At 58.3% G+C, this 15,739-nt stretch carries 12 protein-coding genes and 2 pseudogenes; 8 read left to right on the top strand and 6 right to left on the bottom strand.

The window, feature by feature from the left end; genetic code table 11:
• Positions 1-170 precede the first annotated feature (170 nt).
• Together MB84_RS16075 and MB84_RS16070 are read left to right on the top strand one after the other, a co-directional pair.
• Positions 171-1,258, top strand: a protein-coding gene (locus MB84_RS16075; RefSeq protein ID WP_157122635.1) for an IS3 family transposase whose coding sequence is annotated in 2 segments (ribosomal slippage) — positions 171-420 and positions 420-1,258 — 1,089 coding nt in all. Because the reading frame shifts where the segments join, the coding sequence is not laid out codon by codon here.
• Positions 1,259-2,101: 843 nt separating this feature from the next.
• A complete protein-coding gene (locus MB84_RS16070) occupies positions 2,102-3,322 on the top strand; it encodes an ISL3 family transposase (protein WP_046292470.1) in 1,221 nt (406 codons plus the stop codon).
• A 255-nt stretch (positions 3,323-3,577) separates the two neighbouring features.
• Here MB84_RS16070 and MB84_RS16060 read toward each other — a convergent pair whose 3' ends face one another.
• Positions 3,578-4,069, bottom strand: a complete 492-nt coding sequence (locus MB84_RS16060) for a DUF6602 domain-containing protein (RefSeq protein ID WP_046292502.1) — start codon at positions 4,067-4,069, stop codon at positions 3,578-3,580.
• 577 nt (positions 4,070-4,646) lie between these two features.
• Between MB84_RS16060 and MB84_RS16055 the strand changes: the two are divergent.
• The 4 genes and pseudogenes from MB84_RS16055 to MB84_RS29045 form a co-directional block, all read left to right on the top strand.
• Positions 4,647-5,654 (top strand): annotated as a pseudogene (locus tag MB84_RS16055) (IS256 family transposase); the annotation flags it as partial.
• Positions 5,655-5,707: 53 nt separating this feature from the next.
• Positions 5,708-6,958: an IS256 family transposase gene (locus MB84_RS16050; protein WP_046290551.1), complete on the top strand. Its 1,251-nt coding sequence runs from the start codon at positions 5,708-5,710 to the stop codon at positions 6,956-6,958.
• A gap of 39 nt (positions 6,959-6,997) precedes the next feature.
• Positions 6,998-7,264: pseudogene (locus MB84_RS16045) on the top strand (IS256 family transposase); the annotation flags it as partial.
• 2 nt (positions 7,265-7,266) lie between these two features.
• Positions 7,267-7,677, top strand: coding sequence for a hypothetical protein (locus MB84_RS29045; protein WP_245725387.1), 411 nt, complete (start codon positions 7,267-7,269; stop codon positions 7,675-7,677).
• 1,264 nt (positions 7,678-8,941) lie between these two features.
• On the opposite strand, the gene MB84_RS16035 is transcribed toward MB84_RS29045, so the two are convergent.
• The 4 genes from MB84_RS16035 to MB84_RS16015 form a co-directional block, all read right to left on the bottom strand.
• Complete coding sequence (locus MB84_RS16035) at positions 8,942-10,192, bottom strand: IS256 family transposase (RefSeq protein ID WP_046290551.1); 1,251 nt, start codon at positions 10,190-10,192, stop codon at positions 8,942-8,944.
• Positions 10,193-10,231: 39 nt separating this feature from the next.
• Positions 10,232-11,277, bottom strand: a protein-coding gene (locus MB84_RS16030; protein ID WP_157122757.1) for an IS3 family transposase whose coding sequence is annotated in 2 segments (ribosomal slippage) — positions 10,232-11,025 and positions 11,025-11,277 — 1,047 coding nt in all. Because the reading frame shifts where the segments join, the coding sequence is not laid out codon by codon here.
• A gap of 404 nt (positions 11,278-11,681) precedes the next feature.
• On the bottom strand, positions 11,682-11,879 hold the full coding sequence (locus MB84_RS16020; protein ID WP_046292498.1) for a hypothetical protein: 198 nt from the start codon (positions 11,877-11,879) through the stop codon (positions 11,682-11,684).
• A 223-nt stretch (positions 11,880-12,102) separates the two neighbouring features.
• A complete protein-coding gene (locus MB84_RS16015) occupies positions 12,103-12,858 on the bottom strand; it encodes an SDR family NAD(P)-dependent oxidoreductase (protein ID WP_046292497.1) in 756 nt (251 codons plus the stop codon).
• Between the two features lie 179 nt (positions 12,859-13,037).
• Here MB84_RS16015 and MB84_RS16010 point away from each other — a divergent pair, with 179 nt between their 5' ends.
• Positions 13,038-13,928 carry an AraC family transcriptional regulator gene (locus tag MB84_RS16010; RefSeq protein WP_046292496.1) on the top strand — a complete coding sequence of 297 codons (891 nt, stop codon included), beginning with the start codon at positions 13,038-13,040 and terminating at the stop codon, positions 13,926-13,928.
• 130 nt (positions 13,929-14,058) lie between these two features.
• Positions 14,059-14,538, top strand: a complete 480-nt coding sequence (locus MB84_RS16005; protein ID WP_046292495.1) for a carboxymuconolactone decarboxylase family protein — start codon at positions 14,059-14,061, stop codon at positions 14,536-14,538.
• Positions 14,539-14,621: 83 nt separating this feature from the next.
• Here the strand turns inward: MB84_RS16005 and MB84_RS16000 are convergent, their stop codons facing one another.
• Entirely contained in the window at positions 14,622-15,638 is a 1,017-nt protein-coding gene (locus MB84_RS16000) for a LysR family transcriptional regulator (protein WP_046292494.1), read from the bottom strand.
• Positions 15,639-15,739: the final 101 nt, after the last annotated feature.

The following is a 15,739-nucleotide window of genomic DNA, read 5'->3' as shown; positions in this document are numbered from 1 at the left end:
AAATTGACGCAATGAGCATACACTCTTTATGTTCCACTACCTGCAGTTCCGGGGGGGCTGGCGGTTCTCGCATGCGAGAACCGGGGCATCAAGTTGAGTGGCCGGGTAATGCCCCCTGAAATCCACCGCTAGGAGAAGTAGAATTTTCTCGTTAAGAGGGAGTTCTGCAGATGAAGAAGTCGAGATTCACGGACAGCCAGATACTGGAGGCGCTCAAGCGCGCGGAGGCTGGGCTGGCGGTGCCGGAGCTGTGCCGAGAACTGGGCATCAGTTCGGCAACGTTTTATAAGTGGCGCTCGAAGTACGGCGGCATGGACGCGTCGATGATGTCGCGCATGAAGGAGCTGGAGGCGGAGAATACCCGGCTTCGCAAGATGTACATCGAGGAGAAGCTCAAGGCTGAGATTGCCTCGGAGGCCCTGCAAAAAAAGTTCTGAAGCCATCTCGTCGGCGCGAGATGGCAAAGCAAGTTGTGCAACAGCGGCGCGTGTCAATTCGTGTGGCGTGCGCGGTGCTCGGCATCAGCGAGTCGTGCTACCGGTACGCGGCGAAGTTGAACACGGAGAACGAAGAGATTGCCGACTGGCTACTGCGTATTACGGGCTGCCATCGCAACTGGGGTTTTCTGCTGTGCTACTTCTACCTGCGTAATGTGAAGGGATTCGGCTGGAACCACAAGCGCATTTACCGGATTTACCGGGAGCTGGAGCTGAACCTGCGCATCAAGCCGAAAAAGCGGCTGGTGCGCGAAACGCCGCAGCCGCTATCGGTACCGGAGGCCATCAATGAAGTGTGGTCGATGGACTTCATGCATGACCAACTGGTTGACGGGCGCAGTATCCGGACGCTGAACGTGATTGATGATTTCAACCGCGAGGCGCTGGGCATCGAGGTGGATTTCTCGTTGCCATCCGAGCGGGTGATTCGCACGCTGAAGCAGCATATGGAATGGCGAGGCAAGCCGAAGGTCATCCGGTGCGACAACGGCCCGGAATATTTGAGTGCGGCCATCGTGACATGGACGCAGAAGCAAGGCATCCGGCTGGAATACATCGAGCCGGGCAAGCCGCAGCAGAATGCGTATATCGAACGGTTCAACCGGACTGCGCGATACGAATGGCTGTCGCAGTACCTGTGGGAGGACCTGGAGCAGGTTCGCGAAGCGGCGGCCGACTGGATGTGGATTTACAATCACGAGCGCCCGAATATGGCATTGGGCGGTTTTACCCCGAAGCAGCGGCTTGCCATGGTCGCTTAGTTTCTACTTCTGCTGACCGTGGAAAACGGGGGCATTACCGGGCGACAGTGCGCTTTGCGCGGAAAACTCCGCTCGAACCGCAAAGTTAGCTGCAATCTCGGCAGCCATCGTTGCGCGAACGATGGCTGCGGACTATTCCTCTCGGGTGTGGAGTCCCGACAGTTTGTGCCACGGGGACTAAATCTTCTCCAGGTCCGTGCGTTCTTCGTAGGGTTTTTTGCTCATAGCTAATGATTGTTCAACACATTAAGGAGTGGATTTTTCGGCGCTAGATGATTATGCCCGCACCTTATTTGAATACTGAGTTGAACCTGCGAATTGCATAGCTGGCAGCAAGCATTCGATACTAAACCGCACATGCTAGCTTTATTGAAGATATGTCCGCTTCACCGATCAAAGTCGCCATGTCGCTGTATCACGCCGGATGTCACAAAAGGGGCGGAAACGGCCCGTCGCGTCAGACCGCTTATGGTCCATAAGCTCCCCTTCGTCAGCGCGGCCAAATTTCCGTAAACTCGAAAAATCTGTTTCGCTACGGGGTCTCAAGTGGACATATAGACACGAGCTTTCCGGCGGAAAATTTGTATTGCGCGGGCTCCGACGTCAACTTGCCATTGCAGTGCGGACAGGAGGTGTTAATCGCGCCGTTGACCACCAATTCGATTGGAGGCACGTTAGGCGTGACGTCTGCCTCGAACCCACAGGTGTCGCATTTCGCATGCAGTATTGGATTCGTCCCAGAGGGGAGGGAAGAAAATTTGGTTCATCGCGCAATAGCGTGGAGGGATTTGACAAGTTTTCGTACTCTTGATGGCAGGAATTTGCCATCAGGAGTGCGTGGAGATGCTGGATCGCAAGCTGCTGGAGTCGCTGGGAGGCTGGCAGGGCTATGCCGTCGAACGCGTGGAGTGGCCCGAGGGCACAGGGCGCACGCTGTCGATCTATTTGAAGCCAACCGCCAAGGTGATGCTGTGCGAGCAGTGCGGCGCACGATGTCGCCAGGTCCATGAGACCACGGTGCGCCGGGTGCGAGATCTGCCGTTATTTGAGTACCGGGTTGTTCTTCATGTTCCACGCCGGCGCTTGTTGTGTGAGCAATGCGGTGGCCCGCGCCTGGAGCGGCTTACTTGGCTGGGTCGCTACCAGCGGGTGACGGATCGGCTTGCGGCGGCCTGCAGCCAATTGCTGCAATCGAGCAACGTGCAGGCGGTGGCGAGGTTCTTCGAGCTGGGTTGGCATACCGTCAAGACGCTGGACAAGGCCCGGCTCCGAGCGTCAGTGCGCGAACCGGATTGGTCCAGGATCGAGTATTTAGCGATGGACGAGTTCGCCCTGCATAAAGGGCATCGGTACGCGACGGTAGTCGTCGATCCGATCAGCAGGCAGGTGCTGTGGATCGGCCCAGGACGCTCACGCGAGACGGCTCGGGCGTTCTTCGAGCAATTGCCGCGTGGGGTCGCCCAACGCATCAAGGCCGTAGCCATCGACATGACTACGGCCTACGAGTTAGAAATCCAGGCCCACTGCCCACGGGCGGAGATCGTCTATGACTTGTTCCATGTCGTGGCCAAGTACGGACGAGAGGTCATTGATCGGGTGCGCGTGGATCAGGCCAACCAACTGCGCCAGGACCGTCCCGCGCGCCGGGTCATCAAATCGAGCCGCTGGCTGTTATTGCGCAACCGCGACAAGCTAGACCGGCAGCAGGCCGTCCGGCTCGACGAATTGCTGCAAGCCAACCAGCCGCTGCTGACGGTCTATGTCCTGAGGGACGAACTCAAGCGGCTCTGGTTCTACCGAAGACCTGCCTGGGCAAAACAAGCCTGGCACCACTGGTGCGAGCAGGCCGAGCAAAGCGGAATAGCCCCCTTGAACACCTTCGCTCAGCGTCTGAAAGGCTATCTGCATGGCATCCTGGCCAGATGCCGACATCGTCTAAACACCAGCATCGTTGAGGGCATTAACAACACTATCAAGGTCATTAAGCGGCGCGCCTACGGCTACCGCGACGAGGAATATTTCTTCCTCAAAATCCGCGCCGCCTTCCCCGGTAATGCTCAATGAACCAAAAATTTCATCGTTTCCCCGGGGATTATGTATCTGCCTAAAAGCGGGTATCCCCGGCTCGCTGCCACTGAGCGGTAGGTGTTGCTAACGCCGCCGATGAAAGCGAGAACTCCGTCATATTGATCGACATCAAATCCGCCGATCCAATGAGTGCCATCGTCGAACCAGTACTCTCGCCCAGCCACACAAATGGCGCGTACGTGGGCGACATCCTCTCTATATACTTTCTTGTATCGTTCGGCTTCATTCAGATTATTTCCTGAGAGATCCGTCTTCAACGCAAATCACTGTGCGCACTTTTTCGATTTGATGTGTATCAACAACCTTCCCCTCTTTGCGAAGGCCAGGAAGGTATCCGAAATTCATCTGGAGGTCCTTCGCACTTTCGTGCGCGCTCGCTAGCTCGGACGCGGTGAGCGTAGTTTTCACTTCAATCGCGTAAAGGACGGACTCTATTGGAAATACCCCTATTTTGTCATCCAAGAGAATCGGCGGCAATATTGAGCGGTCGTAAAGGATAATATCAATTTGTCCCGACAGCCGACCCGTGTAGCTTTCGACGATTTGGCCGGTTCCAATGCCAATATCTGCAGGCAGTAGAGGGCGGAAAAGTTGGCCGACCAATATCTCAAGCACCGCTCCTTTCACTCCCTGATGGGTGAGGCCAGCGGTGGCCTTCGCGTGTTCGATAGCAGAAATCACCTTCGCTCGAAGGATCGCTTGGAACTGGTTTTTGTCAGCCATAGTGAATGCCGTATGTGGTTGCTGTTTTTTGCGCTTTGTCCAGTCGCAGCGCTAGAAAATATACGCTGCCTTCATCGGCGAGTTCCCATGCCATTTCTCGGGCAGCAATGAAAAACCTGCGCGCTGGCGCGAATCGTTAGTGTTCCACACTTGCGGTTACCGACTGGGACAGGTTTGGCACCGAACATCTTAACTCTCGTAGCCGCAAATGCGTCGCACCTGAACGTTCGCTGCCGAGAATCTCGACGGACCGCTTCGGGTCGAAAACCGCCGCCCACATCTGGCTGTGTTCGGCCAGAAGCGGTCGTTCGACATCGCTGGCTGGATCGCTGACAATCCAGCGTCCCCACATTTTGCGAGGGTTTCGATCAATGAGTTCGACTTGCCCGTTCCGGGCGATTACAGATCGCTCATTGCTGGAAGGTACCGCCTATGTAGAAGTCATGGCAGGGAGCTATTGTCGAATCTGGTGTACGGGGTGCTTTGGGAAATATGAGAAGGCGGTGGCGGTTTAGCTGAGAATGTTGCTTGTCGAAGGCACACCGAGCAAAGCCGGCGCGAGCCGGCCCCGACCACCATGAAGAAGATTACGAAAGAAACGAACGGCAGTAAAGCACAAACGAAGAGCGCGCTCGATGAACTGATCCAGCAAGGCGCGCGGCAGATCATCGAGCAGGCAGTCGAAGCGGAACTGGCGAGCATGCTTGAACAGTACAGCAACGTGAGGTCGATCGACGGTCGGCGTGCCGTGGTGCGCAACGGCTACCTACCAGAGCGCGAAGTCGTCACGGCCATCGGTCCGGTGCCGGTTCGGGTACCGAAGGTGCGTGATCGCTCGGGTTCGGGCATCCGCTTCAATTCGGCGGTCGTGCCGCCGTACGTTCGCAAATCCGCACGCGTGTCGGCCGCACTACCGTGGCTGTACCTGCGAGGCATCTCGACGGGCGACATGAGCGAAGCCATGGGCATCATGCTGGGCGGCCAGGTCAGCGGCCTGTCGCCAAATGTGGTGAGTCGTCTGAAGGCGCAATGGGCCGATGAGCATGCTCAGTGGAATCAGCGTGAGTTGTCGTTGGCGCGCTGGGTGTACTGGTGGGCTGACGGCATTCACACCGGCGTGCGCAGCGACGATTCCGACGGCCAGTGCCTGTTGGTGATCATTGGTGTCAAACCGGACGGAACGAAAGAGCGTGTGGCGATCAGTGACGGGTATCGGGAATCGAAGGCGTCGTGGGCCGAACTGCTGCTCGATCTGAAAAAGCGCGGTCTGCAGTCAGGGCCGCTGCTGGCTTGCGGAGATGGTGCGATGGGATTCTGGGCAGCGATGGAAGAAGTGTTCCCGCAGACCGAGCATCAGCGCTGCTGGTTCCACAAGATGGGCAACGTGCTCAACGCGCTGCCGAAATCGCAGCAGGCCCGCGCCAAAAAGGCGATGCAGGACATTTGGATGGCCGCCACGCGTGCCGAAGCGCTGGTTGCCTTCGATCACTTCGTTGATACCCACTCGGCAAAGTATCCGAAGGTGGTCGAAAAGCTGACGCAAGATCGCGACGAGCTGCTGGCATTTTACGATTTCCCGGCCGAAGGGCCTGTCATTAATTTCGTGTTTGAGGCATAACATGTCGCCAAGGAGTGACTATGCCTCGCAAACCGAAGACCCCGCCGGTAGAGCTACCGGCAATTCCCGCTGAATTGCTTGAACAATTCGGTAACGGCCCGATGACGGCCGAAGCCATCCACGCCGCGACGCTTGCGCTCAAGAAGGCGCTCATAGAACGCGCGCTGGGGGGCGAGCTCAATCACCATCTCGGCTACGCGCCTGGCGCGGCCAAACCGGCCAGCGTGACCAATCAGCGCAATGGCAAAGGCGCCAAGACGGTTCTGACTGAAGGCGGCCCGATTCGCATCGGGGTGCCCCGCGACCGTGATGGCAGCTTCGAACCACTGTTGATCCCCAAACACGAACGACGCTTTACAGGCTTCGACGACAAGATAGTCGCCATGTACGCCCGGGGTATGACCGTGCGCGAGATTCAGGGCTTTGTTCTGGAGCAGTACGGCACCGAGGTCTCGCCCGAGTTCATCAGCTCAGTCACTGACGAAGTGATGGCTGAAGTCACGGCGTGGCAGGCTCGGCCACTTGAGCCGATGTATCCGGTCGTGTTCTTCGACGCGCTGCGCGTGAAGATCCGCGAGGATGCCGTCGTGCGTAACAAGGCCATTTATCTCGCGCTGGGCATTCTGCCCGACGGCACGCGCGACATCCTGGGCCTGTGGATCGAGAACACCGAGGGGGCCAAGTTCTGGATGAAAGTGTTCAACGATCTGAAAACGCGCGGCGTGGGCGACATCCTGATTGCTGTGACTGACGGCCTCAAAGGCATGCCCGAGGCGTTAGCCGCGGTGTTTCCAGCGACGACGTTGCAAACGTGCATCGTCCACCTGATCCGCAACAGTTTGGATTACGCGAGCTGGAAGGATCGTAAGGGGCTGGCCGCCGCAATCAAGCCGATCTATACGGCACCAAGCGCCGAGGCGGCTCTGGCCGAATTGGACGCATTTTCCCAAGGGCCGTGGGGCCAGAAATTCCCGCCGGTCAGTGCCGCGTGGCGCAATGCCTGGGATCGTGTCATTCCGTTCTTCGCGTTCCCGCCCGCTGTGCGCCGGGTGATCTACACAACGAACGCTATTGAGAACATCAACTCGCAGCTTCGCAAGATCATCAAGACCCGAGGCCATTTCCCAACCGATGATGCGGCAACAAAGCTGATCTGGCTGGCGCTGCGTAACATCACCGCAGATTGGGGCCGCGCCGCTCAAGATTGGAAGACAGCTATGAACCAATTCGCTATCCTTTACGAGGATCGTTTCGTCCGGCCATCCGTGTAAACCTCAACCCCGCCTTGAACACGGAATTTCTGACACCCCCCGGCCGAACACTGGCAGCATCTGCGCACGACGAATCCGATTGAATCGACCTTCGCGACGGTGCGTCACCGCACCAAGCGCACGCGCAACTGCGTCTCGCGCGCGACGTTCCTCGGCCTGGCATTCAAGCTGATCGAGTCGGCCGAAGACTCGTGGCGGCGCATCCGCGCCCCCGAAAAGATCGCGACGATGCTTGACGGGATGACGTTCAAGGATGGAGAGCCGGTGACCGACAGCACACCGGCTCAGCAGCCCCTGGCCGCCTAATCTTGCTCACGCCCCGTACACCAGATTTGACTTTAACTCTGGCAGGCGCCTATACAGGTCGATGCTGGAACGATGGTTCACTGTTCTTTGAGGAAGAGGTATTTGGGTATATCGAACCGACGATCGCGAAGTACAAGTCAAGTTTCGATCACTACGCTTTTACGCAAATCAGCATGCCTGACTGGGAGAAGATTCTCAAAGCCCTCACGGACATCCGAAGTGGGCTGGAAGGCGAGACATTCAGACCGGCCATGCTCAAGCGGATCGGCTTCCTCTTCGCCGATTCAAAAACAAGATTTATTGAGAATCTAGGCACAAATTGTGTCGCCCTCGGCTCGATGATGTCGCAGATTGAGGCGTGGACCAGTGGCAATCAATTCGGGCATGATTGTGTCACGATTCTCGGCCTGTAATTCCCCTGTCGCTGCTTGAACGTCATCGCCTTCATTCGTTCGACGCACAACAAGCGGGCGGCTATAGCCCCGCATCTGTCGGTAGTCGACCAAAACCGGTCACTGGACAGTACAACAAGCCGACCGCTCGAAGGCCGCGACTATAGCTAGCAACGAACAATCGTGCTCCATGCCCTGTGAGCCACAATGAATACCGTCCAACAGCACCTCGCTAACTGGAAGCACGCGCTCGTAACATTGCCAATCATACGCAATATGAACTGACCGCCACCGGTTGAATCCACATCCAAACCCGGACGCTCTTGGTATATCATTGCTACGCTTCGATTCCCGGTGTCGATTCCGCTTCAGTGAATCGGGAGCAAGATCATTAAGTTGCGCCGTTTAAATTGGTTAAATCATTCAGACAAGCCTGGGCCGGGACAATTTTTATTGCACGTCTCAGCATCGGTTTCGATAACAATTCATAAAAGAAGCGGGGAACAATGAGCGCATTTTTGAGGGGGGCGCGAATAAGAGCTGTTGGGGTTGCCTTACTTTGCGGTGTTCTAGTGGGCTGTGCGACGTACGAGCCGCCTAAGGACGGAGATACCGCAACAATTGCTTTTACCGGCGGCGCCAGGTACGCGTACATCGATACCGCTTCACACGCAGGGAGATCTTGCAGTGCGGTACCCCAGGCCAGAGGGGAAAACTGGCAGAACCAAATTCTCCCTGCAGGTCGACAGGTCTGGATTCGGCAAGGGATTGACACCACTGGGCTTGCGTACGGCGTGTCCTGCGGCTTCACGTATTCGTTCATTCCTGAGAAGGGTGCCGAGTACGTCGCTGAATACTCTTTTGACATGAAGAGGTGTTCTCTCCACCTATCGCAACAGCTTTCCTCGGGAGCTCGTGTCGCTGTGCCGACTTATAAACGTGAGTCTGGATACTGCTGGTAGTGGGTGACATAAAACGGTCTCTGGATTGTGACCATCGGCTGCATACTCACTTGTACCGACGGATCGGCACTGAGTGGAAGACACTGCCGCAATGACTGCTTTTGGAAAATGTGAAAGACCGCTTCGGGTCGAAAACGGCCGTAGTGGGTTGATGCGAAGCCGGCACAGAAGAGCTGGGGTGGTAATGCCCCCGTTTTCCACGGTCAGCAGAAGTAGAAACTAAGCGACCATGGCAAGCCGCTGCTTCGGGGTAAAACCGCCCAATGCCATATTCGGGCGCTCGGGGGGTGTCAGAAATTCCGTGTTCAAGGCGGGGTTGAGGTTTACACGGATGGCCGGACGAAACGATCCTCGTAAAGGATAGCGAATTGGTTCATAGCTGTCTTCCAATCTTGAGCGGCGCGGCCCCAATCTGCGGTGATGTTACGCAGCGCCAGCCAGATCAGCTTTGTTGCCGCATCATCGGTTGGGAAATGGCCTCGGGTCTTGATGATCTTGCGAAGCTGCGAGTTGATGTTCTCAATAGCGTTCGTTGTGTAGATCACCCGGCGCACAGCGGGCGGGAACGCGAAGAACGGAATGACACGATCCCAGGCATTGCGCCACGCGGCACTGACCGGCGGGAATTTCTGGCCCCACGGCCCTTGGGAAAATGCGTCCAATTCGGCCAGAGCCGCCTCGGCGCTTGGTGCCGTATAGATCGGCTTGATTGCGGCGGCCAGCCCCTTACGATCCTTCCAGCTCGCGTAATCCAAACTGTTGCGGATCAGGTGGACGATGCACGTTTGCAACGTCGTCGCTGGAAACACCGCGGCTAACGCCTCGGGCATGCCTTTGAGGCCGTCAGTCACAGCAATCAGGATGTCGCCCACGCCGCGCGTTTTCAGATCGTTGAACACTTTCATCCAGAACTTGGCCCCCTCGGTGTTCTCGATCCACAGGCCCAGGATGTCGCGCGTGCCGTCGGGCAGAATGCCCAGCGCGAGATAAATGGCCTTGTTACGCACGACGGCATCCTCGCGGATCTTCACGCGCAGCGCGTCGAAGAACACGACCGGATACATCGGCTCAAGTGGCCGAGCCTGCCACGCCGTGACTTCAGCCATCACTTCGTCAGTGACTGAGCTGATGAACTCGGGCGAGACCTCGGTGCCGTACTGCTCCAGAACAAAGCCCTGAATCTCGCGCACGGTCATACCCCGGGCGTACATGGCGACTATCTTGTCGTCGAAGCCTGTAAAGCGTCGTTCGTGTTTGGGGATCAACAGTGGTTCGAAGCTGCCATCACGGTCGCGGGGCACCCCGATGCGAATCGGGCCGCCTTCAGTCAGAACCGTCTTGGCGCCTTTGCCATTGCGCTGATTGGTCACGCTGGCCGGTTTGGCCGCGCCAGGCGCGTAGCCGAGATGGTGATTGAGCTCGCCCCCCAGCGCGCGTTCTATGAGCGCCTTCTTGAGCGCAAGCGTCGCGGCGTGGATGGCTTCGGCCGTCATCGGGCCGTTACCGAATTGTTCAAGCAATTCAGCGGGAATTGCCGGTAGCTCTACCGGCGGGGTCTTCGGTTTGCGAGGCATAGTCACTCCTTGGCGACATGTTATGCCTCAAACACGAAATTAATGACAGGCCCGGCGCTCGTGATTGTAAATCCACATCCAGTCGGCCGCCGCTTCGCGAACCTGCTCCAGGTCCTCCCACAGGTACTGCGACAGCCATTCGTATCGCGCAGTCCGGTTGAACCGTTCGATATACGCATTCTGCTGCGGCTTGCCCGGCTCGATGTATTCCAGCCGGATGCCTTGCTTCTGCGTCCATGTCACGATGGCCGCACTCAAATATTCCGGGCCGTTGTCGCACCGGATGACCTTCGGCTTGCCTCGCCATTCCATATGCTGCTTCAGCGTGCGAATCACCCGCTCGGATGGCAACGAGAAATCCACCTCGATGCCCAGCGCCTCGCGGTTGAAATCATCAATCACGTTCAGCGTCCGGATACTGCGCCCGTCAACCAGTTGGTCATGCATGAAGTCCATCGACCACACTTCATTGATGGCCTCCGGTACCGATAGCGGCTGCGGCGTTTCGCGCACCAGCCGCTTTTTCGGCTTGATGCGCAGGTTCAGCTCCAGCTCCCGGTAAATTCGGTAAATGCGCTTGTGGTTCCAGCCGAATCCCTTCACATTACGCAGGTAGAAGTAGCACAGCAGAAAACCCCAGTTGCGATGGCAGCCCGTAATACGCAGTAGCCAGTCGGCAATCTCTTCGTTCTCCGTGTTCAACTTCGCCGCGTACCGGTAGCACGACTCGCTGATGCCGAGCACCGCGCACGCCACACGAATTGACACGCGCCGCTGTTGCACAACTTGCTTTGCCATCTCGCGCCGACGAGATGGCTTCAGAACTTTTTTTGCAGGGCCTCCGAGGCAATCTCAGCCTTGAGCTTCTCCTCGATGTACATCTTGCGAAGCCGGGTATTCTCCGCCTCCAGCTCCTTCATGCGCGACATCATCGACGCGTCCATGCCGCCGTACTTCGAGCGCCACTTATAAAACGTTGCCGAACTGATGCCCAGTTCTCGGCACAGCTCCGGCACCGCCAGCCCAGCCTCCGCGCGCTTGAGCGCCTCCAGTATCTGGCTGTCCGTGAATCTCGACTTCTTCATCTGCAGAACTCCCTCTTAACGAGAAAATTCTACTTCTCCTAGCGGTGGATTTCAGGGGGCATTACCGGGTGGCTGGCCGGAATGGGTGACAGTGGCACTTTCGTTCCTGTTGGTCATCCCACAAAGAAATTTCAGTACACGCCCGGTACATCCATAACGTTCGTCATCCTCCTCAAAATTACGCTAACCTATTGTCGCGTAAATGCTTTTCGATGTTTCTGCTTACGGTCGTCTTCCCTTGATTTTCCTGGGCATCCACAGTTAGTTGCAAACTCATAATCCCTTGGTCGCTGGTTCGAACCCAGCACGGCCTACCAAAAACATTGTTGTATCAGGACCTTACGCCGCTCTAACCAGCGGCGTTTTTCTTTTCTGAGCCTGCTATGGCCAAAGTCTGCCCCGACTTACCATGTCGGCCGAAGCGAGTACGCGCGACGGAAGTACGACCGGCCGAATTCGGTGGGTTCGAAGTGCGTGCCGACCCGATGTATCAACTCGCGAGCGAGCAACGCGTCAATGACGGCATCGGGCGGCTGGTTGGGGCTCTTTTCGGCAATGGACTGGAGCGCGGCGGTAATGGCGGGCGCGGAAAGGGTGAGCATGTTGGCTCCTGTGGACGTCTTGTGGCCATCGGCGCTATGCTTCGAAAGCGCTTGCTCGGGTGAGCGTACTGTCCAGACTAATGCCGCTGTATGACGCAGATGTGTGCGGCATCGCTTGATGTTCCCTTTCTCGCTTATACGCCTGTTGCGCCGGGGGCTCAACGCATTTCGTGTAGGTGTTTTCGCGCCTCCCCCGGCCTTGACATCCCGCCTGTGCCTTCTCTCAGATGCCTTGTCCGCCGGACACTTCGATGCGCTGCGCAGTCACCCAGCGATTGTCCTCCGACAGCAGGCCAGCGATCATTGGGCCGACATCTTCCGCCACGCCCACGCGCCGCAAAGCCGTCATGTCAGCGAAGAGCCGGTTGAATGCCGGCGTGTCGCGCACGGCGCCACCGAAGAAGTCGGTCTCGATGGCGCCTGGCGCCACGGCGTTGACCGTGATGTTGCGGTGGCCCAGTTCCTTCGCCATATAGACGGTAAGCACTTCAATGGCGCCCTTGACCGCGGCGTAAGCCGACCATCCTTCGGCCGACATGCGGGTCAGACCTGTCGACAAGTTCACAATACGCCCGCCATCGGAGAGCAGCGGCAGCAGTTTTTGGGTGAGGAAGAACACGCCTTTGAAGTGCACATCGACCAGCTTGTCGAAGGCTTCCTCGCGCATTTCCGTGAGCGGCGCAACGTCGCCATGCCCGGCATTGTTGACGAGATGGTCGAAGCTGTCGCGCTGCCAGGTGCTGCGCAGAACGGTTGCCAGTCGCTCTACGAAGGGCGGGAAACTCGTGACATCGCCGACATCGAGTTGAATGGCCACGGCCTTTCGACCCAGCTTTTCGATATCGGCGACAACGGCGTCGGCATCTTCTTTGCGATGCAGATAAGACAGGATGACGTCGCCGCCTTTGCGCGCAATCGACAGTGCGGTGCTGCGACCGAGGCCGCGACTGGCACCCGTGATAAGGGAAATCGTACTCATAGGCTACTCCCGGTTAGGTGATGGAAAACAGGTATTCATTGTGGTGTCGGGAATGTCGGCTGCCTTTGCCTGAACCTCGGAGGTTCTGGCACTTTTCTCCGAGGATGCGCACGCCGGACAAGCCAATCGGCTACGATGCACAATGAAAAGACGACCGTGAACGACCACGAATCTCCCGGATGACCCACTCATTGCCTGACCTGGTGCGCCGCTATGCCGAGGCGCATGCCGGCCCGAACGGTGTGGCCCAAACGCCTATCGAGGGCCTGGTCGTCATTCGCGCGACCGAGCCGAGCGGGATCGACTATGCGATCTCTCATCCACTCGCATGCCTGGTAGTGCAAGGCAGCAAACGCGTGACCGTCGGGACACAGACGTTCGACTTCAGTGCGGGCGATTCGCTGCTGATCACGTCCGACATCCCCACGGTCAGTCAGATCACGCGCGCCAGTGCCGCCGCGCCGTACTACTCGCTGGTACTGGATCTGAACCGGCGGACACTGGCCGAACTGGCTGTGGAGATGAAGCTGGGGCCGCCGCCTCCAGGCGCGCATGTACAGGTCGAACCCACGGACACCGAGGTGAGAGACGCGGCACTTCGCCTGCTGCGCTTGACCGACCGTCCTGCCGCGTTACCCGTGCTTCAGTCGCAGCTTCTGCGTGAAATTCACTACTGGTTATTGGTGGGAAAACACGGCCCGGTCATTCGCCAGCTAAGCTTGCCTGACAGTCAGGCTCAGCGATTGGCACGCGCGATTGCGTTGCTTCGCTCGGCGTTCGCTCAGCCTTTGCCGGTTGAGCGCCTGGCGTCGGAAGCCGGGATGAGTGTTTCGTCGTTCTACCAGCACTTTCGGGCCGCGACCTCGCTGTCGCCCCTGCAATTTCAGAAGCAATTGCGTTTGATCGAGGCTCGCCAGCTGATGACGTCAGACGGCATGTCGGCCAGCACCGCGGCGTTTACCGTGGGCTACGAAAGCGTTCAGCAATTCACGCGCGAGTACAGACGGATGTTCGGTCTCCCTCCTGCACAAGACGCCGAGGCGACCCGGCGCGCGTATTGTTGCCAATAGGGCAACACCATAGTCCCCGGTGAGGGGCTTCTGATAGCGTTGGTGTCGACCTACGATTGGGGTGTTGTCCACATATGCGTGAAGCCCGTCAGCGCACGACGGGGCGCGCCAACCCAATGAGGAAGTCACCATGAGCCAACGTCTGAACGCCTTTGCCCAATCCCCGGAACTGTTCAAGAAGTTCGTCGAATTCGGCATGTTGCTCAAGTCGAGCGCCATCGAGTCGTCGATCCTGAGTCTTGTCGAAATCCGTGCCTCGCAAATCAACGGTTGCGGCTTCTGCCTCGACATGCACGTCAAGGAAGCGAAAATCCGTGGCGAGGGCGAACTGCGCCTGCATCACGTCGCGATCTGGCGCGAATCCACTTTGTTCTCGGCACGCGAGCGCGCATGTCTCGCCTGGACCGAAGCGCTCACCACGCTGAGTGCCCACGGTGTGGCCGACGAAATCTATGAGCGCGTGCGCGGCGAACTGTCGGAAAAGGAAATCTCGGACCTCAGTTTCGCCATCATGGCCATCAACGGCTGGAACCGCCTTAACGTGGGCTTCCGCACGGTTCCCGGCTCGGCCGACAAGGCTTACGGGCTGGACAAGGCCAACTTCAGCTGAGCGGTCATTTATGGCCGCCCGCTCAAAGTCCAATGGACGAGAGGGAGCGGCCCGTGCGTATGCCCGTCGAAACCCGCACCTACCTACGCGGCGTGCGCTTGATTCGCCAGCAGGTCGTCAGGCAAGACATGCAGGTTCATGGCGCGGATCTGCTCCGTCATGTAGTCGATGAACACGCGAATGCGAGCCGGTAAGTGCTGGCGACTCAGAAAGCACACGAAGTGCCCCCGGTCGTCAGGCGCATATTGCGGCAGACAAGCAACGAGACGGCCGGTGCGCAGGTGATCGCCCACCTGATAGGCTGCCAGTTGCGCGATGCCCTGACCGCCGAGCACCGACTGCAGCACGAGGTCTTCGTCGTTGAAGGTCAGCATGGCGTTCGGCAAAACCTTGCGCGCACGCCCGTCGATCCTGAACTCCCATTCCGACACCCGCCCCGACGCCAGCCGGAAATTCACCCCCCGGTGATCGGCGATCTCATCGACGTTCTGCGGAAGCCCGTGTTTCGCGGCATAGTCGGCAGACGCACACAGCATCATCTGCATCGGGATCACCTTCCTGGCGATGACCCGGCTGTCGTCCATCCGGCCGTTGCGAAACGACACGTCGACGCCATCGGTGGTGAAGTCGGTCGGGCTGTCGTCGAGCACCAGTTCGATGGAGATGTTCGGATTGGCGTCGCGAAATCCACCCAGCAGCGGTGCCAGAATCTTGCGCCCGAAGTCTACGGTCGAACACACGCGCAGCTGTCCCGAAGGCGGACCTTCGCGCAGCTCCCGCATGTCGTCCATCGCCTGAACGATCCGTTGTACGCCCGGATGGCACTGTTCGTAGAAGCGCTTGCCTTCGACGCTGAGCGACGTGTTGCGCGTCGTACGGACGAAGAGGCGCGTGCCGAGCTGGTCTTCGAGCTTCTGCACGCTGCGGCTGACCGCCGAGCGGCCAATGCCCAGCCGGTCGCCCGCCCTGGCGAAGTTGCCTTCGGCCACCACGGCGATGAACGCCACGACGCCCGCATAGCTCGTCGCGAAACTGTCGGCCAGCGAGTCTGCCCGCCTGGGGCTCTGGGAGATCGAGGGCGCTGATGAAGGTGTCGACATGGTCACTGGGCCGCCGTTGGTTGTGCCTGCTGATAAGACGGCCCGGCGATACGTTCTGTGACATCGAACGCAAAAAAAGCTGACCCTGTTGCGCACCAAAG

The sequence above is a fragment of the Pandoraea oxalativorans genome (assembly GCF_000972785.3).
GTDB classification, from domain to species: Bacteria; Pseudomonadota; Gammaproteobacteria; order Burkholderiales; family Burkholderiaceae; genus Pandoraea; species Pandoraea oxalativorans.
The sequence above is the reverse complement of the archived record's forward strand: the minus strand, read 5'-3'. Positions and strand labels throughout refer to the sequence as shown.